Genomic DNA, 19,808 nt, shown 5'->3' with positions numbered 1-19,808 from the left:
AATCCTGGTCGAATCCGTGACGATTCGCCCTCCGGACTCGTCTGAACTGCAACCGCCCTCCGTCCGACGCCCGCCGGTGTCCGCGCGACAGGGCCTTGATACGAGAGAAGCACGGTCATGCACTCCTTCCTCCTCCGCCGGCTCGAGCAGTCGTCATGAGCGGGTCGACCTTCACGATGGGGAGCCCCTTCGCCTCCGACGCGGCGCCGAACGACGGCGCCGAGCGGCGCTTCGAGGCCTCGGGTGAGAATCCCGACCAGGCCTCCGCCGTCTACGCCGACGCCTACGGAGGCGGGACCTTCCGCGTCTCCCCCGCCTCGCGCGATTTCTCCTTCCGCTACGCCTACCGCGGCAGCGAGCGCGTGACGCTGCGCACCTCCGACTGCGCCGGCGAGCTGATCGGCGAGGTCCCGCACCTGCGCGAGTACGTCGTGGGCTGGTTCCGCGCCGGCGGGGGAGTCCTCAACCTCCGGCCGTTCACCCGGACCGGTGCCTCATCGGCGCCGTTCCTGTTCCCGGCGGAGCGGCAGTTCGGCCTCGATTTCCGGCCCCACCGCCAGAATCTGATCCACTTCGGGCCCGGTTTCCTCGAGGACGTCGCGACCGAGTCGCACGCCGGCCCCCGGCAGCCCGTCTCCTTCGACCACGAGGCCGACCCCGATCCGAGCGTGCTCGTCCGGTGGCGCGCCGCGGTGTCGGAGGCGAGTGCCGCGCTCGCGACGGCCGCCATCGCCCCGCTCGTCCGCTTCACCGCCGAGCTCAACCTCGCCCGCGCGCTGCTCCTGCTGTTCCCCTGGCGCGCGTGGGACGTGCCCGCCGTCCTCCGCCGCCCGTCCGCGTCGCGGACCAGGGTCGCCCTCGACTTCCTCCAGCACCACGCCCACGAGCCGATCACCCCGGCCGACGCGGCGCGGGCCGCCGGGCTGCACACGCGCACCCTGCAGCAGGCCACGCAGCGCCACCTCGGAGTCTCGCCCTCGGTCTATCTGCGCGACATCCGGCTCGATCGGGCCCGCAACGACCTCGTGGCCGGCGACCCCTACTCGACCACCGTCGCCGCCGTGGCACGCGAGTGGGGCTTCGGCAATCTCGGCCGCTTCGCGAGCTCGTACCAGGCCCGATTCGCCGAGAAGCCGAGTCACACCCTGCGCGCCTGAGTGCTCTGGCCGCTCGACGAACAGCCTCGCTATGGGCTCTCGCGGCGACTGGCCGCGAAGCGCGTCGTCCCCCGACGTTGCCTGCACTTCGGCTGAACCGGCGGGACGACGGCGGCCCTGAGCACGTCTGATCCATGTGCCGCGAAACGTCGGCACCGCGGCACACACCGCGCCCCTCCTCATCACGACATCGGAGAAGACCATGACCAACGTCACCCCCGCCACCACCCTCGCCTCGGGCTCCTCGGCCAAGCACGGCACCTCGACCTCGACCGGCAAGAACACGATCGCCGACGGCGTCGTCGAGAAGGTCGCCGGCATCGCCGCCCGCGAGGTCGCCGGCGTCCACGACCTCGGTGGCGGAGCCGCCCGCGCCATCGGCGCCATCCGCAACGCGATCAACGCGCAGGACCGCGGCCAGGGCATCTCCGTCGAGGTCGGCGAGAAGCAGGTCGCCGCCGACATCACCGTCGTCGCCGAGTACCCCGTCGCGCTGCAGAAGCTCGCCGACAGCATCCGCTCCGCCGTCTCCGAGGCCATCTCCTCGGTCGTCGGCATGGAGGTCACCGAGGTCAACGTGACCGTCGCCGACGTCTACATCCCCTCGGACGACAAGGACGAGGACACCGAGAGCCGCGTCAAGTGACTCCGTCCCGTTCAGGGCTCGTCCTCGGCGCCGTCCTCGCGTTCGCGGCCCTCGCCTTCGGCTTCTGGGCGATGATCTTCGTCGCCCTGGCCATGGCGATCGGCTTCGGTGTCGGTCGGGTGATCGAGGGCAAGCTCGATCTGCGCTCGCTGGCCGACACCCTCCGCGGGCGGCGGACCTCGTGACCGCGGCGGTGATGGCCGACCAGGCCCGCCACGGCCGCACGACGATCACCTCGCGCGCCGTGCGCCGGGTCGTGTCGGCCGTCACCGCGGAGGCGCTGAACGTCACAGCGTCCGACGTGTCCGTCGAGCTCGATGACGACGGAGGACACCTCCACGTCACCGCGCACGCCCCCATCCACGTCACGCCCCTCGGCGAGACGGATCGGCGCTCCTCAGGGACGCTGCTCTCCCGCCTGAGCACGGCGCAGACCACCATCCGCTCCCAGTGCCTGGAGCTCACCGGCTCCACCATCGGCCGGGTCGACCTCCGCATCACGGGCGCCGACCTCCGAGAACGAAGGAGGGTGTCGTGACGACCCCCACCACCACCGCCGGGTCGCTGTACCCGCGCATCCTCCGTCGCGAGACGCACTCGTCGCGCTCCGGCTCGGCGATCGTCCTCGCCGTCGTGCTGATCGTGCTGTTCGCATGGCTCGGCACGGAGGCGGTGCTCGCTGCTCTCGGGCAGCCCGCGCTGCTCGTGGCCCCGGAGGACGGCGCGACCGCCCTCCTCGGGGCCGCCAGCGCCCCCATCGCGCTGACCGCCGCCGCGGGAGCCGTCGCGGCCGTGATCGGGCTCGTCCTGCTCGTCCTGTCGGTCGCCCCCGGGCGTCGCGGACGTCGGACCGCCGGCTCCGGCCGCACCGCCACCGTGGTCGACGACCGCGTGATCGCCCAGAGCGTCGCCCGCACCGCCGCCTACGCCAGCGACGTCGATCCCGACCAGGTGTCGGTGTCGATCGGCAAGAGCACGGTCGGCGTCACCGTGGCCCGCACGTCGGGCCGCAGCACCGACATCGGCAGCATCCGCGAGGCCGTCGACGCCGAACTGGCGACCTACGACTACAGCCCCCGCCTGCGCGCCCGCGTGCGCCTCTCCGAGAAGGGGACGGTCCGATGACCACCACGAATCGATTCCTCAACCGGCTGCTGCTGTTCGTCGTGGGGCTCGTGCTCCTCGTCGTCGGCGGTGCCGTCGCGGCGGGGTCGCTCCTCCCGGACGTGCAGCAGACCGTCTCGACGGCCGCCGACGACGCGACGCAGCCGACGACCGACGCTCTGAACGGCCAGCCCTGGATCCTGTGGGTGAGCGCGGTCGTCGCGCTCGTCCTGATCCTCCTGCTGGTGCGCTTCATCGTGCGCCAGGGCCGCGGCCGCACCTCGACGCTGCTGCGCGTCGGGTCGGGCTCGGGAGCGGGCACCCCGACCGGCGGGTCGGTGACCATCGACGCGAAGGTCGCCGAGCAGGTCCTCGAGGAGGCGCTGTCGCACGACTCCGCCATCGTCTCCGTCGACGTCACCGCGTTCGAGATCCGTCAGCAGAACGTCCTCCGCGTCACCGCGCACACCCGCCGCGGCGTCTCGCCGGTGCAGGTGCGTCGCAGCATCGACACGGCCGTCCGCCGCTGGGACGCGCTGCTCGGAGAGGAGACCCCCGTCGTCATCCAGATCGTCGGGGGACTCCGCAGCCGCGCGAGCAGCCCCGCCCGCGTGAGCTGACCGGGCACCACCGTCCGGCCCTCCTGTTCGGGAGGGCCGGAGAGCGCCCGCCATCGCGGGTCGAGAACTACTAGGAGCACCCCATGACCGATACCGACCGCACGATCGACCTCGGTGCCGTAGACCGCGGCCACCCCGAGGGCGAGTCGATCGAGCACCTCGTGGCGACCGCCGCGGCCGAGACCGCTGCCGGCGTCACCGGTGTCCACCACCTCGGCGGCACCGCCGCCCGCAGCCTCGACCGCGCCTCGCGCGCCGTGCTGGGCACCAGCACGAGCCCCGGAGTCACGGTCAGCCGCGCCGACGGCGTCACCACGGTCGACCTCGACCTGGTCGTCGAGTACCCCCACAGGGTGAAGGCCGTGATCGACGAGACCCGCGAGCAGGTGTCCCGCTCCGCTGCTCCGCTCACCGACGACTCCGTCGTCGTCAACGTCACCGTCACCGACGTGCACGGCCCGTTCGACCCGATCGAGGCGCCCGACGACGAGCGCGAGTACGGCGAGCCCCTCGTCGACAAGGCGCGCGACGCGGCCTCGACCGCCGCGACCGCTGCGGGTGATGCGCTCGACACGGCGCGCGAGTCGGCGGGAGACGCGCTCGATACGGCGCGCGAGTCGACCCGCACCGCGCTCGACTCGGCTCGCGACGCGGTCGACGCCGCGCGTGAGCAGACGGCGGACGCGCTCGACTCGGCCGCCGACGCGCTGGACGAGGAGCGCGAGGCCGGCGACACCCAGACCGCTGCACACGACGGCTCCGTCGCCGATCGCACGGTCGAGGTCGAGGCGCCTGCCGCCGCCGAGTTCGTCGTTCGCGTCGAGGTCGAGCGCGCCGACGGAGGATCGGACAGCACCGCGACGCCGGTCGCCGTCGAGATCGAGCCGGTCGAGAGCAAATCGTCCTCCTCCGACGCCACCTCGCACCGCGCCGGGCAGGAGTAGTCCGATGAGGACACGCTCCTTCGGCGGTTCGCGCCGGAAGCCCCGGGCCGCCTGGATCGCCTTCGCGACCGGCGTGGTGGTCAGCGCGATCGTCGTCCTCGCCGTCCTGCTGCCCGTGCTCGGGCTGATCGGCGCTGCTGACGCCACGACCGTCGGCGTCCTCGACGTCCCGGTCGGCGCCATCACGCTCTCGATCGTGATCAGCTTCGTGATCGGCCTCGCCGCCCTCGCCCTCGCCTTCGTGTCGCGCAAGGCGGCACTCGCCTGGGTGGCGGCCGTCGCCGCCGTCGTCGCGACCCTGATCGGCTCGATCTGGCCCCTGTTCGCCACGGCGTTCGCCAGCGTCGACCAGGCCCAGGACATCGTCCCCTTCATCCAGGACCTCATCGGCCAGGTCACCGGGAACTGACCGCCGCCCCCCTCGCTGATCGAGTAGCCCGCGGAGCGGGCGCGGGCGTGTCGAGATCCACCTGCTCCCGAAGCGGAGCCCTCAGAGTCACCGTGCTGACGGTGGTGGGTCTCGATGTGCCGCCTGCGGCGCCTACTCGACCAGCGGGCAGGGCGTCAGCCGCGCAGCCGGGTTCAGTCGCGCAGCGGCGACCCGACGACGTCGAAGCGGAAGCCGCCGAACTCGCCGCTGAGCAGCGGGCGCGCGGCGGCGATCGCCGCCTGCACCTCGGGCAGCTCGAGCGAGGCGCGGTGAGCCTCGGCGCTCGTCCACAGCTCGACCACGAACACCGTGTCGGCCGTGTCGTCGGAGACACCCACCTCGTAGGCGAGGCAGCCGACGCGCTCGAGCGCGTCGTTGCGGGCGGTGAGCAGGGCGACGAGGTCGCCGCGGCGTCCGGGCAGGGCACCGAGGGTGCCGACATTCGCGAAGGTCATGCCGAGACCGTAGCGGCGGGCACCGACATCGAGACGCCTCCCGTAGCGTGGGGCAGATGATCACCGAGTACCTGAACGCCTACGACGACCAGCTGCGCACCGATGCCGAGACGCCGAGCGCCGTCGCGGTGACGCGGGTCGGCCCCCTCCGCCTGGTCACCTTCGCCGGCGGTCGCGGCTTCGTGACCTACCGCGACCTCGGTGGCGCGGGGGCGCAGGCGATCCGCGACCTGGTCGCGGCCGCTCGCGAGCACTTCGCCGCCGACCGCGCGATCCGCAAGGTCGAGTGGAAGACCCGCGGCCACGACCGCGCACCGGGCCTCCACGAGGCCCTCCTCGACCACGGCTTCGCGCCGGAGGAGACGGAGTCGATCATGATCGGCCCGCTCGAGGCGCTCACCCGCGACGCTCCCGTTCCCGACGGTGTGACCCTCCGCCGAGTCGTGGACGAGCCCGACGTCCGCGCCTTCAGCGCGATGATCGACGCCGCGTTCGGCGAGGACGTCGACGTCGCGATCGCCGACTCGCTCGTGGCCCGGCTCGCCCGCCGCGACGGCATGGAGCTGTGGGTCGCCGAGGCCGACGGCCGCATGGTCAGCGGCGGACGCCTGGAGCCCGTCCCCGGCAGCGACTTCGTCGGCATCTGGGGCGGCGCGACGCTCGAGGAGTACCGCGGACGCGGGATCTACCGCGCGCTCACGGCCGTGCGGGCCCGCTCGGCTCTGGATCTCGGCCGGACGCTCGTGCACAGCGACTCGACCGAGTACTCGCGCCCGATCCTCGAGCGCTCGGGCCTCGTGAAGGTGTCGACGACGACTCCGTACCTCTGGCGGCCCTGACCGCCTCGCGCGCGGCGCACACCATCAGCTGAGGCGGGGTCCCTCCCGAGTGGGCGGAGGCCGACCGCTCTCAGCTGAGGGTGTGCAGCCGGAACGGAGCTCAGTTCGTCGCGGAGATCTCGAGCGCGATGTTGTCGGGGTCGCGGAACTCGAGGATGCTCTGCCCGCCGGCGTCCTTGATCGGCTCGTGCGCGATGCCGAGCTCGTCGAGGACGGCCGCGGCCGCCGTCAGCTCGTCGGTGCTGCCCACGGTGAAGCTCAGGTGGTCGAGTCCGACGCGGTCCTCGTCGAAGCGGTCGCCGCCCTCGGCGACGGGGCGCAGGCCCAGGAGCCCGCCGGCGAACTGGTAGATCACGCCGCCGAACAGGAACGCGAGCTGCTCCTTCTCCTCCGCGGAGGCGTCGGCGGGCGGTGCCTCGAAGGCGACGTCGAACCCGAAGACGGAGTCGTAGAACGCGCGCGAGACGGCGATGTCCCGGACGGTCAGGCGGATGTGGGCGTAGTCGACGGCGGAGATCGGCACGGGGTTCCTCTCAGGACGGCGGGCGGAGTGCCCGCTCCTCATCATTCGGAGGCGCCGCCGTGCACCGATGGGGCTGGCGTCCCACCGCCGGATCGGCTAGTCGAGCTCGGTCGGTCGCGCCGGCTCGGCCAGGAGCGCCCGCGCCGCCATCCCGATGACCGCGCTGTAGGTCGGATAGGCGAACCGCACGTTCGCGAGGGTCGCCACGTCGACTCCGGCCGCCATCGCCGTCGTCACCGACTGCACCACCTCGATCGCGTTCTCGCCGACCGCGTGCGCGCCGAGCAGCAGCTCGCGGCGGCGGTCGGCGATCAACGTCAGGAACCCGCTCTCGCGGTCGTCGATCACGGCGCGGTCCAGCCCCGAGAACGGCACGGACGCGACGACGCACTGCGCGTCCCGCTCGCGCGCCTGCTCGATCGTGAACCCGACGCCCGCGTAGTCCGGGTCCGTGAATCCGCCCGCCGGGAGCAGGTGCTGGGGGCTCCTGCGGTTGGCGCCGAGCACCGCGTTCTCGGCCGCCGCCTCCGCCTCGAACTGCGCCGCCTGCACGAGCATGTCGCGCCCGTTGGCGTCGCCGACCGCGAAGACGTGCGGCACGATCGTGCGGAAGTACTGATCGGCCGGGATCGCCGAGCGCACCACCTCGATGCCGGCGTTCTCGAGCCCGAGGTCGTCGACGTCGGCGGGCCAGCCGGTCGCCATGATCACCGCGTCCATCCGCTCGGTGCGCGTCTCGTCGCCGTCGCGCCAGCGGATGTCGATCGCCCCGTCGTTCGCGCGGTCGAGGCGCTCCACCGTCTCGATGCCGGTGTGCACGTGCACGCCCTGCCGCTCGAAGGCCGCGGCGACGTACTCCGAGATGCTGGCGTCCGAGGTGGTGAGGATGCGCGGCGCCAGGTCGAGCAGCGTCACCTCCGAGCCGAAGGCGTTGAAGACGGTGACGAGCTGGGCGCCCGTGTTGCCGCCTCCGATGACCGCGACGCGTCGCGGCAGCGCCGGCAGATCGAGCACGTCCTCGGGAACTGTCGCCAGATCGGCGCCGGGGATCGGGAGGCGACGCGAGTGGCCGCCGACGCAGATCAGGATCGAGCGGGCGGTGATGCGACGGCCGCTGTCGAGCACGAGCGTGCTCTCGTCGGCGAAGCGCGCGCGACCCTCGTGCACCAGCTCGACGCCCGCCTCGGCGAACCGCTCGGCCTCGCGCTTGATCGAGCGCACCTTGTCGACGCGCTCGTGCACGTGGCGGACGGTCGCGGGCCAGTCGATCTCGGGGGTGCCGACGTCGACGCCGTAGTCGGAGGCGGTGCGCGCCTCGCGGATGATCCGCGCGGTCTTCGCGAGCACGCGGGTCGGCACGCAGCCGGTGTTCACGCAGGTGCCGCCGACGCGGGCTGCTTCGAGGACGACGACGCTCGCGCCGAGCTCGGCGGCCCGCAGAGCGGCGGCGGTTCCGGCGGGCCCGGCTCCGATCACGGCGACGTCGTAGTCGTGGGTCTGGGTGCTGGCGGGCACGGGGCCTCCCGATCGAGTGGTGGTCACCGCAATCCTGGCGCGCGCGCCCCGGCATCCGCTGTGCGCGCGGCTCCCGTCCGCGAGATGCCACTTCGGTACGCGACACGCCGACGATCGTGTACTCAAGTGGCATCTCGCGGGGGAACCAGAGAGCCCCCCCGAGCGATCCACATCCGAAGCTGGGAGAATGCGGCGCGTCGTCGGACTCGCCCGCGCGCAGAACGGCCGGCCGGCCGGAGACGGAGCGTCCCATGGGACTGCTGAACTACCCCGGAGGCATCGAGGCCCCGTTCGAGGACCGCGTCCTCGCCCATCTCGAGATCGTCATCACCGCCAAGCTGCGGCGCGACGAGTCGTTCGCCTTCTCGTGGTCGCAGGGCCAGGAGATGGGCGGCGGACGGATGAAGATCTGGCTGCATCCGGCGGTGCCGATCTCGTACCGGTTCCACGGCGGGCGGCAGCCGTCGATCAACCGCGACTGGATCGAGGCGATGATGATCACCGCCAGCTCGCAGAGCGGCCTCCAGCTCGTCCCGGAGCCGGGCGGCCCGCGCCCCGCCTAGGCGGCGGGCTCGGGCAGAACGCGCAGCCCGGCGGGTGTCGCCGCGGCCCGGAGGAGCAGATCGATCCAGGCGCGGTTCAGCGGCTCGGTCGAGTACTCGTCGTAGCTGAAGTAGAGCGATGAGCTCTTCGACACCCAGATGCTTCCGTGCGTGCCGCGGCGCTCGATCGCGACGTCCTCGCCCACATCCGGCTCGCCGTCCCAGTGGAACGAGAAGCTCTCGTTGCGGCGCAGCTTCGAGATGATGACCGCCTCGGTGTGCCGGAGGGCCCGGTCGTCGATCTCGATGGCGGGAGCTATCCCGTAGATCAGCTGGCCCATTGGACATCCCTCTCGCCGCCGTGGGTCGATCATGTCACGGTCGCGCCGGGCAGTCGGGGCGGGAGTCCGCGCCTCAGTCGGAGCCCGGATCGTCACCGACGAGCTGGAACCCGCCCTCGATGCTCCCGTCGGGGTTCAGCGTCACCCGCGTGTACACGGGTGCGTCCTCGCCGAGCGCGGTGCCGACCACCTGCAGCGGGTTGCCCTCGAAGAAGTCGGCCAGCCCGGTGCATCCCGCCGAGAACGTCGCGTCGGACCGCTCGAGCGCGAGGCACAGCGACGTCCCGTTCGGTGCGGTGAGCAGGAGCCGGTCGTTCTGAGTCGTCTCGAAGCCGGGGGTGTACACCTCGGCGCCGGCCGCGATCAGGGCGAGACCGGCCGGCAGATCCGCCGTCGTCTCCCAGCCCGAGACGAGCTCCTCGAACCGGTCGGCCGGGCGGGCGGTCGCAGCGGGGCTCGCGGTCGGTGCCGTGGCCGGCGGTTGGTCGAGGGCGACGGAGGCGGCGGCCGCGCCCAGCGCGAGCCCTGCAGCGAGGGCTCCCGCGGCGATCAGGGCGGCCCGACGCCTGGGCGTGCGCGTCGCCGCGGGCTCGGCACGGTCGCGCCGGCCGGGGGAGGCGCGCTCGGTCGGGGGCCCGGAGGCACCACCCTCGTGCGGCGGTCCGGAGGCGCCATCGACGGCCCGGCCTTCTGCGCCGAGCCCGTCCCGTGGGTCGCCCGCGGCGTCCTCCGAGGCGATCCGGAGGCGCCGCGCGGCCTCGCGTCGCCGCATGTCGGCCTCGGGGTCCCCGTCGGGCCGCGCGTAGAGCGCACGTTCGAGATCCCGGCGCTCGTCGTCACCGCGCTCGTCGTCGTCGGCCTGCACGTCGCCAGTATGTCCCACCCGCTGAGCGAACCAGTCCGGCCGAGACACCGCGGCATCGCGCAGAACGGTTCCTCCGGCGCGGACGGCTCAGGCCTCCACGACTCCCACGGCGGGTGTCCCGTCGAGGCGCTCGTAGCGCAGCCGCACGACTCCGCGCGGCGACGTGACCACCGGCTCGAGCAGCCGCAGGTTCGACGGCACCGCGCCCTGCGCGAACACCTTCTTGCCGTCGCCGAGCAGGATCGGGTGCACCCACAGCGTCAGTCGATCGAAGAGCCGCTCGGAGAGCAGGGTCTGCACGAGGTCGAGGCTCCCGATGACGTGGATCTTCTCGTGACGCTCGCGCACCTCCGCGACGGCCGAGGGGAGGTCGGGGCCGAGCTGGGCGGATCCGCTCCAGCGGAGCGAGGCGGTCCCTCGCGAGGCGACGTACTTCGGGATGCGGTTGAACAGCTCGGCGATCGGGCCGCTCTGCTCGGGCCAGTACGAGGAGAAGAGGTCGAAGGTGCGTCGTCCGAGCATCAGCGCGTCCATGCCCTGCATCCCGTCGAGCACCTGCTCGCCCACGGTCTCGTCGACGAGCGGAGCCTGCCAGCCGCCGAACGCGAAGCCGCCCTCGAGGTCCTCCTCGGGTCCGCCGGGCGCCTGCCCGACTCCGTCGACGGTGCTGAACAGATCGATGTGGACGAGCCCCACGGTGCGCTCCTTCGTCTCGTCGGATCCGGTGCCTCCGACGGTGGCACACGGCGCCGTCTCGCGCCACGGCGGGCATCGTGCTCCCACTCCGTTCGGCGGGGAGAGACCGTCGGCGCTCGCGGCAGGGGACTCGGGATCACCGCGGTGGCGGCTCGACCAGCAGCGGAGTGTGGCGCGAATCGGAGGAAGATAGTGGCAGAGGTCGCGGCCTTAAGCCATAGAACGCACGGTAAAAAGCGCGTTTGTCGCATATCGTCGACTGCGTGACCTGTTTGGGGTACTTTTCAGGTCCACTCACCTTGGGTGTCCCGAGCCCGCGCTGTCGTGGGCGGAAGCTGCGTCACCATGCTGCACAGCCCCACATCCACCGCCCGATCACGTCGCTCGCGACGAAGACTGGGGATCGCCGCGTCTGCCGGCGTCCTCGTCCTCTCGGCGGGGTTCCTCTTCGCGAACTCCGCTCAAGCGGCGACCGCCCCCGACCTCGGCCGCGCCGGCTCCTATTCGGTGCTCGGAGGATCGACCGTCACCAACACGGGTGCCACGATCCTGCCGGAGGATCTGGGCGTCAGCCCCGGGACCGCGATCACCGGTTTCCCGCCGGGTGAGGTCCGCGGCACCATCCACGCCGCCGACGCCGAGGCGATCGGCGCCCAGGCCGACCTCGTGACCGCCTACAACGCGCTCGCCTCGCAGCCCGCGACGGCGACCGTGTCCGGCGATCTCGTCGGGCAGACCTTCCAGCCGGGCGTCTACAGCGCTCCCGGCCCGATCGGCATCACGGGGACGGTCACGCTCGACGCGGCGAACGATCCGGCCGCGGTCTTCGTCTTCCAGGCCGGCTCGACCCTGATCACCGGCTCGTCCAGCGCGGTCGACCTGATCAACGGCGCGCAGGCCTGCAACGTCTACTGGCAGGTCGGCAGCTCGGCCACGCTCGGCACCGACTCCTCCTTCGCCGGCTCGATCCTCGCCCTCGCGTCGATCACTGTGACGACCGACGCCGTCGTCGACGGCCGCGCACTCGCCCGGAACGGCGCCGTCACCCTCGACAGCAACCTGTTCCGCTCCTCCACCTGCTCGCCGGGCTCGACGCCCGTTCCGACGACGGAGCCGACGGCCGAGCCGACTGCGGAGCCGACGGCGGAGCCCACTGCGGAGCCGACGGCGGAGCCGACTGCTGAGCCCACGGCCGAGCCGACCGCGGAGCCCACGACGGAGCCGACCGCGCCGCCCACCACCGAGCCGACGACCCCGCCTGTGATCCCGCCCACCACGCCTCCGACGACGCCCCCGGTGATCCCGCCGGTGATCCCGCCGACGACCCCGCCGACGACGCCGCCCGTGATTCCCCCGGTGACGCCTCCGGTGACGCCGCCGACCACGCCTCCGGTGATCCCTCCGGTGATCCCGCCGACCACGCCGCCCACGACTCCTCCGGTCATCCCGCCCGTGACTCCGCCGACGACGCCGCCGGTGACGCCGACCCCGACGATGACTCCGACGGTGAAGCCGACTCCGACGATGACTCCGACGGTGAAGCCCACTCCGACGGTGACTCCGACGGTGAAGCCGACCCCGACGGTGACTCCGACGGTGAAGCCCACTCCGACGGTGACTCCGACGGTGAAGCCCACTCCGACGGTGACTCCGACGGTGAAGCCGACGCCGACGATGACTCCGACGGTGAAGCCCACGCCCACTCCGACGGTGACTCCGACGGTGAAGCCCACTCCGACGGTGACTCCGACGGTGAAGCCGACCCCGACGGTGACTCCGACGGTGAAGCCGACTCCGACGGTCACTCCGACGGCGACGCCCGCTCCGACGGTGACTCCGACGGTGAAGCCGACGCCGACGATGACTCCGACGGTGACGCCGACCCCGACGATGACTCCGACCGTGAAGCCCACGCCCACGATGACTCCGACGGTGACGCCCACGCCCACGGCGACCCCGACCGTGACGCCGACGGCGACGCCGACTCCGACCGCGACGCCCACCACCACGCCGACGCCCACCGCACCCGCGGTGATCCCGACGGCGGGACCGACCCCGACCTCGAGCGCCCCCGCGGACGTTCCTGACTCGGACGGCCCTCCCGGTGGTCTCGCCTCCACCGGAGTCGACGGCCTCGCGGCTACCCTCGCCGGAGCCTTCGTGGTCCTCGGCGCCGGGTTCCTGCTGATGCTGCTCCACCGTCGCACCAGGCGACTCCGGAGCTGACCCGACAGGAGCGGGTGACGCGCCGACCCCCGCGTCACCCGCCCCGCCCCCTCCGCCCTCGGCGGAGGATCCGCTCCACCCCTCTCCGAGACCCCGGGAGGGACTGCACCCCGGTGCAGCCGACGGCCCGCCCCGCGCACCAGCGCCCGCGGATGCCGCACCCGTCTTCCGCTCCCGTCCCCGCCTCCCGCGCCGACAACCTCGATGACCCTGCTCTCGTCATCGCCGCGTCCTCCTCCGGGCACTGCGATCGACCGGCCCGGGGCGTCACCGCGTCGATCTCGTCGACGACACCCTCTCGGTCAGGACAGCGGATGACTCACCAGCACGCCGGCATCCGGCGCGACGCGCCCACCACTCACGACAGCACCCTCCGTACGACGGCCCGCGCTCTCTGCGCGCAGCTCGCCGAGGGGCGTCCCCGTTCGAGCTCGACCCATGATCCCGAGGGCGGTGTCTCCGTCCGCGGGATCCTCTTCGCGATCGCCTTCTCGGCGCTCTTCTACGCCGGAGCAGCGGTGGTCGTCGTTCTCTACCTGTGGCTCGGACCCCTGGCGCCGTGCCCCGCCGAGGCGCAGGCCGTCACCCCTGGGACCGCGGTGCAGCAGTGCCCGTGACCGCGGCCGAGAGACCCCGTTCTCGCTCGGACATCGCGCAGCACGGGGCGCCTCGCCGAGAACAGGTTCCCCCGGCTCAGCCCGAGTGCGTCGTGACCAGCAGGTAGCGCGCCGCCCCCGCGGCCTCGGCCGGCACCGACCAGCGGTGCGGCCGGCCGGTGTCGATCGTGATCGACTCGCCCGCGGTCACCGCGCGATTCGCGCCGTCGGCGTAGCTCAGCACCGCCGTCCCCTCGATCACGAACACGAACTCCTCGCCCGGGTGCGCGAAGTCGACGTCGTCGGAGTCGCCGGGCCGGGCCGTGAAGAGATAGGCCTCGGTGGTCCGGCCGGGGCCGCCGACGACGAGCCGCGCGCGTGGGGCGTTCGGTGCGTCGCTGGCGCGCAGGTGCGCCTCCGGTGTCGTGTCGTCGGAGGAGGCGACCGCCGGCACCAGCTCGGCCGGCGGCACCTCGAGCGCCGCGGCCAGTGCGTAGAGCGTGGACAGGCTGGGCAGGAGCTTGCCGTTCTCGACCTTCGACAGGAACGGCTGCGACACCCCGGCGGCCGTGGCGAGCGAGCGCATCGAGAGCCCGCGCGCCCGGCGCAGGCCGTGGACCAGCGTCCCGATCTCGGCGGCGAGCGCGGGGGGCTGCTCCGGTTCCATCGTGTCTCCCTTGCACAAGATGATTCCTGCTGGTTATCATCTCCACGTTGATAACTCGAGGTTATCAGCCCTCCGATCGGGAGCGACCGATCGCTCCGCGCAGCGAAGGGCACCACCCTGACCAAGCAGATCTTCCTCGGCGCGTTCGAGGAGTTCACGCCGAACTTCATCAGCAACGCCTGGCACCACCCTCGCGGCGACACCAGTGGCTTCGCGACCCTCGAGTACTGGCAGGACCTCTCGCGCAAGCTCGAGGACGCCGGCTTCGACTTCCTCTTCCTCGCCGAGGCGCTCGGCTACCCGATGAGCGGCGACGACGTCCCCGAGGTCGTCATCCGCGAGGCTGTCCAGGTGCCCGTGCACGACCCGATGGTGCTCATCAGCGGGCTCGCGGCCACCGTCGACCGGCTCGGCTTCGTCGTCACGGCCTCGACCACCGCGCAGCAGCCCTACCTCAACGCCCGCACCTTCACGACGCTCGACCACCTCACCAAGGGCCGCATCGCCTGGAACATCGTCACCTCCGACAACCAGGTCGCCCTCACCAAGCTGCTCGGCCTGGAGGGAGTGACGCCCCACGACGAGCGCTACCGCCGCGCCGCGGAATTCGTAGAGCTCTGCCTCACCCTCTGGGAGGGCGCGTGGGAGGACGACGCCGTCGTCTACGACAAGGCGACCCGCACCTTCGCCGACCCCGCCAAGGTGCACCGCATCACCCACCGCGGCGAGTACTTCTCGTACGACGGCTACTTCCCGGCGGTCCCCTCGGTGCAGCGCACGCCGCTGCTGCTGCAGGCGGGCGCCTCCTCGGCCGGCCGGGCCTTCGCCGGCCGCTACGCCGAGTGCGTCTTCATCCAGGACCGCGACCTCGGCAAGGCGGCGGCGACCGTGGCCGATCTGCGCGCGAGGGCGGAGGCGAACGGCCGCGATCCCCGCGACATCACGGTGATCCCCTCCGTCGCGATCATCGTCGGCGACACCGAGGAGGAGGCCCTGCGGCTCCGCGCGGAGCTCGACGAGACCCCGTCCCGCGAGGCCGCTGCAGCCCTCTTCATGGGCTGGAGCGGCGTCGACCTGATGTCGTTCCCGCTCGAGGCGACCCTCGCCGAGGTCACGACCGAGGTCGGCCAGACCATGCTCGCGATGTTCCAGCAGCCCGATTCGAGCCCCACCGTCGCCGAGATCCTCGATGTCATCACGTCGTCCATCGGAGGCATGCGCGTCACCGGCACCGCGGAGTCGGTCGCCGACCAGCTGCAGGAGATCGTCGACCGCACCGACGTCGACGGATTCCTCATCGAGTACACCTACGGCGGCTACGAGACCTACCGCGACTTCGTCGAGCAGGTGATGCCGCTCCTCCGCGAGCGCGGGATGCTGCCCGCCGAGCCGCGCGCCGGTTCCCTGCGCGAGCGCATCCTCGGCCACGATGCGCCGACGCTGCCGGCCACGCACCCCGGCTCGGCGCACCGCGTCGGCACCCCGCGCTGACGTCGACCCTGGAACGACCGAGGGAACCGGTTCTCGCCGGGACTCCGCGCAGTACGCGGTGTCTCGTGCAGAACCGGTTCCCTCGATGCGAGCCGTCGCTCGGGGCGTCCGAGCTCAGCCGGACGGGTTCTCGACCGGGTCGCCCTCGGGGTCGGTAGCGGTGTCGGGGTCGACGGTCTCGGGATCGACGGGCTCGGGAATGCTCTTCTCGGTCATGTGATCCTCCTTCTCGGTCGGAGCGGATGGTGCGGTCGCGGGCCACGGTACGGGGCCTCGCCACTCGGGCGCTCCCCGGTTGACGCAACAGTGCGGAGGGTGTCACCCTCCTGTCGGTGCCGCGCCTCCTGCCAGGCTCGCGACTCGACCGCAAGGCCTGGAGGAGCGCTCTGCTCGCTCCGTAGTGTGGTCGGACCGACGCGAGGAGCAGGCACCCCATGATCCGCACCACCGTGACCATCGAGGGCAAGTCCTACGGCCTCTCCCAGGGCGAGGACGTCACCGCCCTCAAGGAGGCGAGCACCCGGGCCGCGCAGGTCGGCGGTGGCCTCATCGATTTCGTCGTCGTCGGCAACCGCTCCGTGAGCGCCCTGGTCTCGCCGGGTGTCCCGGTGATCTTCGAGGAGATCGAGGTGCCCGACGACGAGCGCGACACCGGCGACGTGCACGAGCCGTGGGACGACATCGAGTACCTCGACTGACGCTTCCCGCGGGTCGGAACCCTCCGGGTCCGCGGGTACTCGACGCCTGAGGGGTGCCGCCGGCTCGACCCGGCGCCTCTCGGGCCCCCTCTCCGGGCGGGCGGGTCTACTCCCCGTCCGCCTCGGCCAGCTCGCCCTCGACGAGGGTGGTGGCCGCGGAGGCGAGAGCCGCCCGCACCTGCTCCGGAGTGATCCGGAGGAGGTCGGCGATCACCGCGGGATCGTGGCCGCCTGTGTGCCGCAGCAGCCAGCACTGCCGCTCGCGGGTCGGCAGCGCGTGCAGCCGGCGGTGGAACCCCGTGGGGACGAGGTCGTCCTCGCGCAGCACGGCGGAGCCGGCGGCGACCGCCTGCTCCTGACGTCCGACGCTCCTCCGGCCGATCTCGGTGCGGGCCGCCTCGAGGGCGGTCTGCTCGTCGAGCACGCGCGGCGATCCGCTCCGGAGGGTGACGGCCGCGTGGCGCAGAGCGGCGGTGGCCGCGGCGTCCGACAGCGTGAGCCGGTACGCGTAGGCGTAGAGCCCGGCGCCGCGGGTCGAAAGGACCCGGCTGACGAGCAGCTCGCCCTGCTGCTGCGCCTGCGTCATGCCGATGGCCGCGACGGGTCTCTCGTACGCGGCCGTGTCGTACGTGTTCACGGGCACTCCTCGCTCCGGGCGACCCCCGGCGGGCTCGCGTCGCAGCTGATCGTAGGGGTGTGAGAACGATCGTTCTACCCTTGACTTCTCAGCCTTCTCCTCGATGCATGCGCATCGGAGCGCGGATCAGTCGCGCGCCGACAGGATGCAGAACTCGTTGCCCTCGGGGTCGGCGAGCACCACCCAGGACTGCTCGCCCTGCCCGACGTCGATGCGCGACGCACCGAGCCCGACGAGCCGCGCCACTTCGACGTCCTGATCGTCGGGCACGAAATCGAGGTGGAGCCTGTTCTTCACGGTCTTGCGCTCCGGAACGTCGAGGAACAGCAGGCTCGGACCGCGGCCCGAGGGAGCCAGCAGCTCGATCCCCTCGTCGTCCTCGTCGACGACGTCCCAGCCCAGCGCCTCCTGCCACCAGTGGCCGAGTGCGCGGAAGTCGGTGCAGTCGACGATGATCTCTTCGAGTCGCAGTCCCATGCCCCGACGCTAATCGGCGCACGCCGTGTCGCGGAAGGCCCCGGCTGCTGGTCACCGCGCCCTGCCCCTCGGCCGAGCAGCCTCGCGGCACCGGGACCCGCCCCGCCCGTGCCGTTCCGGCACGCCCGCTGGCCTCCGCGACCAGAACACGCCATCCTCGTCCCGACCCCGAGCGAAGGACGCACCATGCCGACAGCACGCGAGCACTGGGAGGAGCGCTACGGCGACTCCGCCATCTGGTCGGGCCGCCCCAATGCGACCCTCGTCGATCTCGTCGGCGACCTGCCGCCCGCCCGCGCGCTCGACCTCGGGTCGGGAGAGGGCGGTGACGCCCTCTGGCTCGCCTCCCTCGGCTGGAGCGTCACCGGCCTCGATCTCTCGGAGACGGCTCTGGCCCGGGCCCGCGCCGGAGCCGACGAGCGCGGTCTCGCCGTCGACTTCCGCCAGGCCGACCTGTCCGAGGAGTGGCCGGCCACCGGCCCGTTCGAGCTCGTCACCGCCTCCTTCCTGCACTCCATGGTCGAGTTCCCGCGCGTCGAGGTCCTCCGGCGCGCTGCCGGCCTCGTCGCCGCCGGCGGGCACCTGGCCGTCGTCTCGCACGCGGCCCCGCCGCCGTGGTCGGGCCACCGCGGCCACATGGGCGAGGAGCTGCCCACCGCCGAGCAGGAGCTGGCCGAGCTCGCCCTCGACCCGCTCGAGTGGACCACCGTCGTCGTCGGCACCCGCGAGCGCCTCGCGACCGGCCCCGACGGACACGAGGCCCCGCTGCTCGACGCCGTGCTCCTCCTGCAGCACCGCTGACCGGCCGGGCCGCGACGCCGGTAGCGTGGGCGCCGTCCCCACCCCGCCAGGAGGCGCCGATGCCGCTCGATCCCTACCTCGCCGCCAGGCTCCCGTACCTCGACGGGCTCGCCTACCCGCTCGACGCCGCGCAGGCGGCGCGCGTCGCCGCCTTCGAGCAGGACCCGAGCCCGTGGTCGCTCCCCGAGGGCGTGAGCGTCTCCGACGCCGCCGTCGACGGCCCGCACGGACCGATCCCGCTCCGCGTCTACGACCCCGCCGACGCGACCGGGCCTGCGCTGCTCTGGGTGCACGGCGGCGGGTTCCAGGCGGGCGACCTCGACATGCGGGAGTCGCACGTCGTCTCGGCCGAGCTCGCGGCCCGCGCGGGTACCCGCGTCGTCTCGGTCGGCTACCGCCTGGCGACCGCGAGCGTCCGCTACCCCGTCCCGCTCGACGACGTCCACGCCGCGTGGCTGGAACTGCGGGCCGAGACTCCGGAGGCGACTCCCGTGGCCATCGGCGGGGCCAGCGCCGGCGCCGCACTCGCCCTCGCGACCGCCCTGCGCCTCCGTGACGCCGGTGCGCGCCCGCCCGAGCACGTGCTGCTCGCCTACCCGTTCGCGCACTTCCCCAACCCGGCCGTCGACGACGACGTGCTGCGCGAGCTGATGACCCTGCCCGCGCTCCTCCGCTTCCCCACCGTGGGCATCGAGGGGATGGTGCGCACCTACGTCGGCCGGCTCTCCGATCTGCCCGCCGACGCCCTCCCCGGCGCCGCGCCGCTCGCGGGCCTCCCGCCGATGTCGGTGATGGTGAACGAGTTCGACGAGCTGCGCGGCTCGGCCGAGCTGCTGCTGCGGCAGCTGGCGGAGGCGGGGGTCGCCGCGACCGGGTACCTCGCCCGCGGCATGCCCCACGGCCACCTCAACCGCACCCCCGCACTGCCCGAGGTCGACCGCTCGCTGGCCTTCTTCGCGGCGCAGCTCCGCGCGCTCGTCTAGCTGACGCCGAGCAGGATTCCGCGACGCTCCGGCGATCGGAGCACGAGGTCGATCTCCGACCGATCGTCGTCGTCCGACCACGAGAGGGCGAGCAGGTACGGGCTCGAGCCGAGCAGCGAGACCCGCACGACGTCGTTCTCGTCGCGGCTGCGGTGCTCCTCGGCGTACCCCCGCGCGGTCAGGTCGGCCAGCGCCTGCTCGGGGGTGAAGCCGTCTCGGGAGTAGCGCAGCGACCAGATCCCGCCGCCCCCGGACGACGACACGAGGACCCCGCCCAGGCGCGGAGCATCGACGGGCAGATCGCCCGGATACCGCACCGAGCCCGCGGGGTCGCCCGAGGGGGTCACGGCATCGGTCTCGATCACGGCGCCGACGACGACTCCGGCGGCGACCAGACCGACGAGGCCGATCGCGAGGAGGCGTCGCTTCGCCCACCGCATCCCTCCGGTCACACCTGCCTCCTCGTCGTCGTGCTCGCGCCCGTGAAGGCGCGCTCTGGAATGCGGTGAGATCCCCGAACCCGCCCTCGGCGACCCGGCCAGCACGTGGTGATGA

At 72.7% G+C, this 19,808-nt stretch carries 26 protein-coding genes; 16 read left to right on the top strand and 10 right to left on the bottom strand.

Annotated features, from left to right (window positions below; genetic code table 11):
* The first annotated feature begins 155 nt into the window (after window positions 1–155).
* From ASG06_RS05570 to ASG06_RS05535, 8 genes are all read left to right on the top strand, one after another.
* On the top strand, window positions 156–1,157 hold the full coding sequence (locus ASG06_RS05570; RefSeq protein WP_056039648.1) for a helix-turn-helix transcriptional regulator: 1,002 nt from the start codon (window positions 156–158) through the stop codon (window positions 1,155–1,157).
* Between the two features lie 202 nt (window positions 1,158–1,359).
* Window positions 1,360–1,803 (top strand): Asp23/Gls24 family envelope stress response protein, encoded by a 444-nt coding sequence (locus ASG06_RS05565; RefSeq protein WP_056040525.1) that lies wholly within the window; start codon window positions 1,360–1,362, stop codon window positions 1,801–1,803.
* On the top strand, window positions 1,800–1,988 hold the full coding sequence (locus tag ASG06_RS05560; RefSeq protein WP_056039645.1) for a DUF2273 domain-containing protein: 189 nt from the start codon (window positions 1,800–1,802) through the stop codon (window positions 1,986–1,988). The genes ASG06_RS05565 and ASG06_RS05560 overlap by 4 nt, the downstream gene beginning before the upstream one ends.
* Complete coding sequence (locus ASG06_RS05555; protein ID WP_231727618.1) at window positions 1,985–2,341, top strand: hypothetical protein; 357 nt, start codon at window positions 1,985–1,987, stop codon at window positions 2,339–2,341. Before ASG06_RS05560 ends, ASG06_RS05555 begins: the two co-directional genes overlap by 4 nt.
* Window positions 2,338–2,928, top strand: a complete 591-nt coding sequence (locus ASG06_RS05550; protein ID WP_056039642.1) for a DUF6286 domain-containing protein — start codon at window positions 2,338–2,340, stop codon at window positions 2,926–2,928. The genes ASG06_RS05555 and ASG06_RS05550 overlap by 4 nt, the downstream gene beginning before the upstream one ends.
* Window positions 2,925–3,527 (top strand): hypothetical protein, encoded by a 603-nt coding sequence (locus tag ASG06_RS05545; RefSeq protein WP_056039638.1) that lies wholly within the window; start codon window positions 2,925–2,927, stop codon window positions 3,525–3,527. The genes ASG06_RS05550 and ASG06_RS05545 overlap by 4 nt, the downstream gene beginning before the upstream one ends.
* An 83-nt stretch (window positions 3,528–3,610) precedes the next feature.
* Window positions 3,611–4,471, top strand: coding sequence for an Asp23/Gls24 family envelope stress response protein (locus ASG06_RS05540; RefSeq protein WP_056039634.1), 861 nt, complete (start codon window positions 3,611–3,613; stop codon window positions 4,469–4,471).
* Window positions 4,472–4,475: 4 nt separating this feature from the next.
* Window positions 4,476–4,880, top strand: a complete 405-nt coding sequence (locus tag ASG06_RS05535) for a hypothetical protein (RefSeq protein ID WP_056039631.1) — start codon at window positions 4,476–4,478, stop codon at window positions 4,878–4,880.
* Between the two features lie 173 nt (window positions 4,881–5,053).
* On the opposite strand, the gene ASG06_RS05530 is transcribed toward ASG06_RS05535, so the two are convergent.
* Complete coding sequence (locus ASG06_RS05530; protein WP_056039624.1) at window positions 5,054–5,356, bottom strand: putative quinol monooxygenase; 303 nt, start codon at window positions 5,354–5,356, stop codon at window positions 5,054–5,056.
* Window positions 5,357–5,412: 56 nt separating this feature from the next.
* Between ASG06_RS05530 and ASG06_RS05525 the strand changes: the two genes are divergently transcribed.
* Window positions 5,413–6,195, top strand: coding sequence for a GNAT family N-acetyltransferase (locus tag ASG06_RS05525; protein WP_056039621.1), 783 nt, complete (start codon window positions 5,413–5,415; stop codon window positions 6,193–6,195).
* A gap of 100 nt (window positions 6,196–6,295) precedes the next feature.
* Here the strand turns inward: ASG06_RS05525 and ASG06_RS05520 are convergent, their stop codons facing one another.
* Both ASG06_RS05520 and ASG06_RS05515 read right to left on the bottom strand, forming a co-directional pair.
* Window positions 6,296–6,718 carry a VOC family protein gene (locus tag ASG06_RS05520; protein WP_056039618.1) on the bottom strand — a complete coding sequence of 141 codons (423 nt, stop codon included), beginning with the start codon at window positions 6,716–6,718 and terminating at the stop codon, window positions 6,296–6,298.
* Between the two features lie 96 nt (window positions 6,719–6,814).
* Window positions 6,815–8,260 (bottom strand): dihydrolipoyl dehydrogenase family protein, encoded by a 1,446-nt coding sequence (locus ASG06_RS05515; protein WP_231727617.1) that lies wholly within the window; start codon window positions 8,258–8,260, stop codon window positions 6,815–6,817.
* A 224-nt stretch (window positions 8,261–8,484) separates the two neighbouring features.
* Between ASG06_RS05515 and ASG06_RS05510 the strand changes: the two genes are divergently transcribed.
* Entirely contained in the window at window positions 8,485–8,796 is a 312-nt protein-coding gene (locus tag ASG06_RS05510; protein ID WP_056039615.1) for a DUF7882 family protein, read from the top strand.
* Here ASG06_RS05510 and ASG06_RS05505 read toward each other — a convergent pair.
* The 3 genes from ASG06_RS05505 to ASG06_RS05495 all read right to left on the bottom strand — a co-directional run bounded on the left by ASG06_RS05505 (window position 8,793) and on the right by ASG06_RS05495 (window position 10,677).
* Entirely contained in the window at window positions 8,793–9,116 is a 324-nt protein-coding gene (locus tag ASG06_RS05505) for a DUF7882 family protein (RefSeq protein ID WP_056039612.1), read from the bottom strand. The genes ASG06_RS05510 and ASG06_RS05505 overlap by 4 nt on opposite strands.
* Window positions 9,117–9,189: 73 nt before the next feature.
* Complete coding sequence (locus tag ASG06_RS05500) at window positions 9,190–9,981, bottom strand: hypothetical protein (RefSeq protein ID WP_056039609.1); 792 nt, start codon at window positions 9,979–9,981, stop codon at window positions 9,190–9,192.
* Window positions 9,982–10,068: 87 nt separating this feature from the next.
* A complete protein-coding gene (locus ASG06_RS05495) occupies window positions 10,069–10,677 on the bottom strand; it encodes a dihydrofolate reductase family protein (protein WP_056039607.1) in 609 nt (202 codons plus the stop codon).
* A 345-nt stretch (window positions 10,678–11,022) separates the two neighbouring features.
* Between ASG06_RS05495 and ASG06_RS20455 the strand changes: the two genes are divergently transcribed.
* Entirely contained in the window at window positions 11,023–12,903 is a 1,881-nt protein-coding gene (locus tag ASG06_RS20455; protein WP_082498957.1) for an ice-binding family protein, read from the top strand.
* 314 nt (window positions 12,904–13,217) lie between these two features.
* Window positions 13,218–13,520 (top strand): hypothetical protein, encoded by a 303-nt coding sequence (locus ASG06_RS05480; protein WP_056039601.1) that lies wholly within the window; start codon window positions 13,218–13,220, stop codon window positions 13,518–13,520.
* Window positions 13,521–13,596: 76 nt separating this feature from the next.
* On the opposite strand, the gene ASG06_RS05475 is transcribed toward ASG06_RS05480, so the two are convergent.
* Entirely contained in the window at window positions 13,597–14,166 is a 570-nt protein-coding gene (locus ASG06_RS05475; protein WP_056039598.1) for a helix-turn-helix domain-containing protein, read from the bottom strand.
* A 63-nt stretch (window positions 14,167–14,229) separates the two neighbouring features.
* On the opposite strand from ASG06_RS05475, the gene ASG06_RS05470 reads away from it, so the two are divergent.
* Both ASG06_RS05470 and ASG06_RS05465 read left to right on the top strand, forming a co-directional pair.
* Complete coding sequence (locus tag ASG06_RS05470; protein ID WP_082498956.1) at window positions 14,230–15,657, top strand: NtaA/DmoA family FMN-dependent monooxygenase; 1,428 nt, start codon at window positions 14,230–14,232, stop codon at window positions 15,655–15,657.
* Window positions 15,658–16,091: 434 nt separating this feature from the next.
* The gene (locus ASG06_RS05465) at window positions 16,092–16,355 is read left to right on the top strand and encodes a hypothetical protein (protein WP_056039591.1); all 264 of its coding nucleotides are present in this window, start codon (window positions 16,092–16,094) and stop codon (window positions 16,353–16,355) included.
* Between the two features lie 106 nt (window positions 16,356–16,461).
* On the opposite strand, the gene ASG06_RS05460 is transcribed toward ASG06_RS05465, so the two are convergent.
* Together ASG06_RS05460 and ASG06_RS05455 are read right to left on the bottom strand one after the other, a co-directional pair.
* Window positions 16,462–16,992, bottom strand: a complete 531-nt coding sequence (locus ASG06_RS05460) for a hypothetical protein (protein WP_056039588.1) — start codon at window positions 16,990–16,992, stop codon at window positions 16,462–16,464.
* Between the two features lie 126 nt (window positions 16,993–17,118).
* Window positions 17,119–17,469 carry a VOC family protein gene (locus tag ASG06_RS05455; protein WP_056039585.1) on the bottom strand — a complete coding sequence of 117 codons (351 nt, stop codon included), beginning with the start codon at window positions 17,467–17,469 and terminating at the stop codon, window positions 17,119–17,121.
* A 186-nt stretch (window positions 17,470–17,655) separates the two neighbouring features.
* Here ASG06_RS05455 and ASG06_RS05450 point away from each other — a divergent pair, with 186 nt between their 5' ends.
* Window positions 17,656–18,270 carry a class I SAM-dependent methyltransferase gene (locus ASG06_RS05450; RefSeq protein WP_056039582.1) on the top strand — a complete coding sequence of 205 codons (615 nt, stop codon included), beginning with the start codon at window positions 17,656–17,658 and terminating at the stop codon, window positions 18,268–18,270.
* A gap of 59 nt (window positions 18,271–18,329) precedes the next feature.
* Window positions 18,330–19,253 (top strand): alpha/beta hydrolase, encoded by a 924-nt coding sequence (locus tag ASG06_RS05445; protein WP_056039578.1) that lies wholly within the window; start codon window positions 18,330–18,332, stop codon window positions 19,251–19,253.
* Here the strand turns inward: ASG06_RS05445 and ASG06_RS05440 are convergent.
* Window positions 19,250–19,705: a hypothetical protein gene (locus ASG06_RS05440; protein WP_056039575.1), complete on the bottom strand. Its 456-nt coding sequence runs from the start codon at window positions 19,703–19,705 to the stop codon at window positions 19,250–19,252. The genes ASG06_RS05445 and ASG06_RS05440 overlap by 4 nt on opposite strands.
* Window positions 19,706–19,808: the final 103 nt, after the last annotated feature.

The organism is Rathayibacter sp. Leaf185 (assembly GCF_001423885.1).
Lineage (GTDB): Bacteria > Actinomycetota > Actinomycetes > Actinomycetales > Microbacteriaceae > Rathayibacter.
The sequence above is the reverse complement of the archived record's forward strand: the minus strand, read 5'-3'. Positions and strand labels throughout refer to the sequence as shown.

What these genes read in the sequence shown, in the direction of transcription:
- ASG06_RS05540 (WP_056039634.1), top strand. Translation starts at nt 3,611, where the DNA reads ATGACCGATACCGACCGCACGATCGACCTCGGTGCCGTAGACCGCGGC.
- ASG06_RS05570 (WP_056039648.1), top strand. Translation starts at nt 156, where the DNA reads ATGAGCGGGTCGACCTTCACGATGGGGAGCCCCTTCGCCTCCGACGCG.
- ASG06_RS05530 (WP_056039624.1), bottom strand. Translation starts at nt 5,356, where the DNA reads ATGACCTTCGCGAATGTCGGCACCCTCGGTGCCCTGCCCGGACGCCGC.
- ASG06_RS05525 (WP_056039621.1), top strand. Translation starts at nt 5,413, where the DNA reads ATGATCACCGAGTACCTGAACGCCTACGACGACCAGCTGCGCACCGAT.
- ASG06_RS05565 (WP_056040525.1), top strand. Translation starts at nt 1,360, where the DNA reads ATGACCAACGTCACCCCCGCCACCACCCTCGCCTCGGGCTCCTCGGCC.
- ASG06_RS05450 (WP_056039582.1), top strand. Translation starts at nt 17,656, where the DNA reads ATGCCGACAGCACGCGAGCACTGGGAGGAGCGCTACGGCGACTCCGCC.
- ASG06_RS05445 (WP_056039578.1), top strand. Translation starts at nt 18,330, where the DNA reads ATGCCGCTCGATCCCTACCTCGCCGCCAGGCTCCCGTACCTCGACGGG.
- ASG06_RS05475 (WP_056039598.1), bottom strand. Translation starts at nt 14,166, where the DNA reads ATGGAACCGGAGCAGCCCCCCGCGCTCGCCGCCGAGATCGGGACGCTG.
- ASG06_RS05480 (WP_056039601.1), top strand. Translation starts at nt 13,218, where the DNA reads ATGACTCACCAGCACGCCGGCATCCGGCGCGACGCGCCCACCACTCAC.
- ASG06_RS05455 (WP_056039585.1), bottom strand. Translation starts at nt 17,469, where the DNA reads ATGGGACTGCGACTCGAAGAGATCATCGTCGACTGCACCGACTTCCGC.
- ASG06_RS05545 (WP_056039638.1), top strand. Translation starts at nt 2,925, where the DNA reads ATGACCACCACGAATCGATTCCTCAACCGGCTGCTGCTGTTCGTCGTG.
- ASG06_RS05535 (WP_056039631.1), top strand. Translation starts at nt 4,476, where the DNA reads ATGAGGACACGCTCCTTCGGCGGTTCGCGCCGGAAGCCCCGGGCCGCC.
- ASG06_RS20455 (WP_082498957.1), top strand. Translation starts at nt 11,023, where the DNA reads ATGCTGCACAGCCCCACATCCACCGCCCGATCACGTCGCTCGCGACGA.
- ASG06_RS05465 (WP_056039591.1), top strand. Translation starts at nt 16,092, where the DNA reads ATGATCCGCACCACCGTGACCATCGAGGGCAAGTCCTACGGCCTCTCC.
- ASG06_RS05510 (WP_056039615.1), top strand. Translation starts at nt 8,485, where the DNA reads ATGGGACTGCTGAACTACCCCGGAGGCATCGAGGCCCCGTTCGAGGAC.
- ASG06_RS05505 (WP_056039612.1), bottom strand. Translation starts at nt 9,116, where the DNA reads ATGGGCCAGCTGATCTACGGGATAGCTCCCGCCATCGAGATCGACGAC.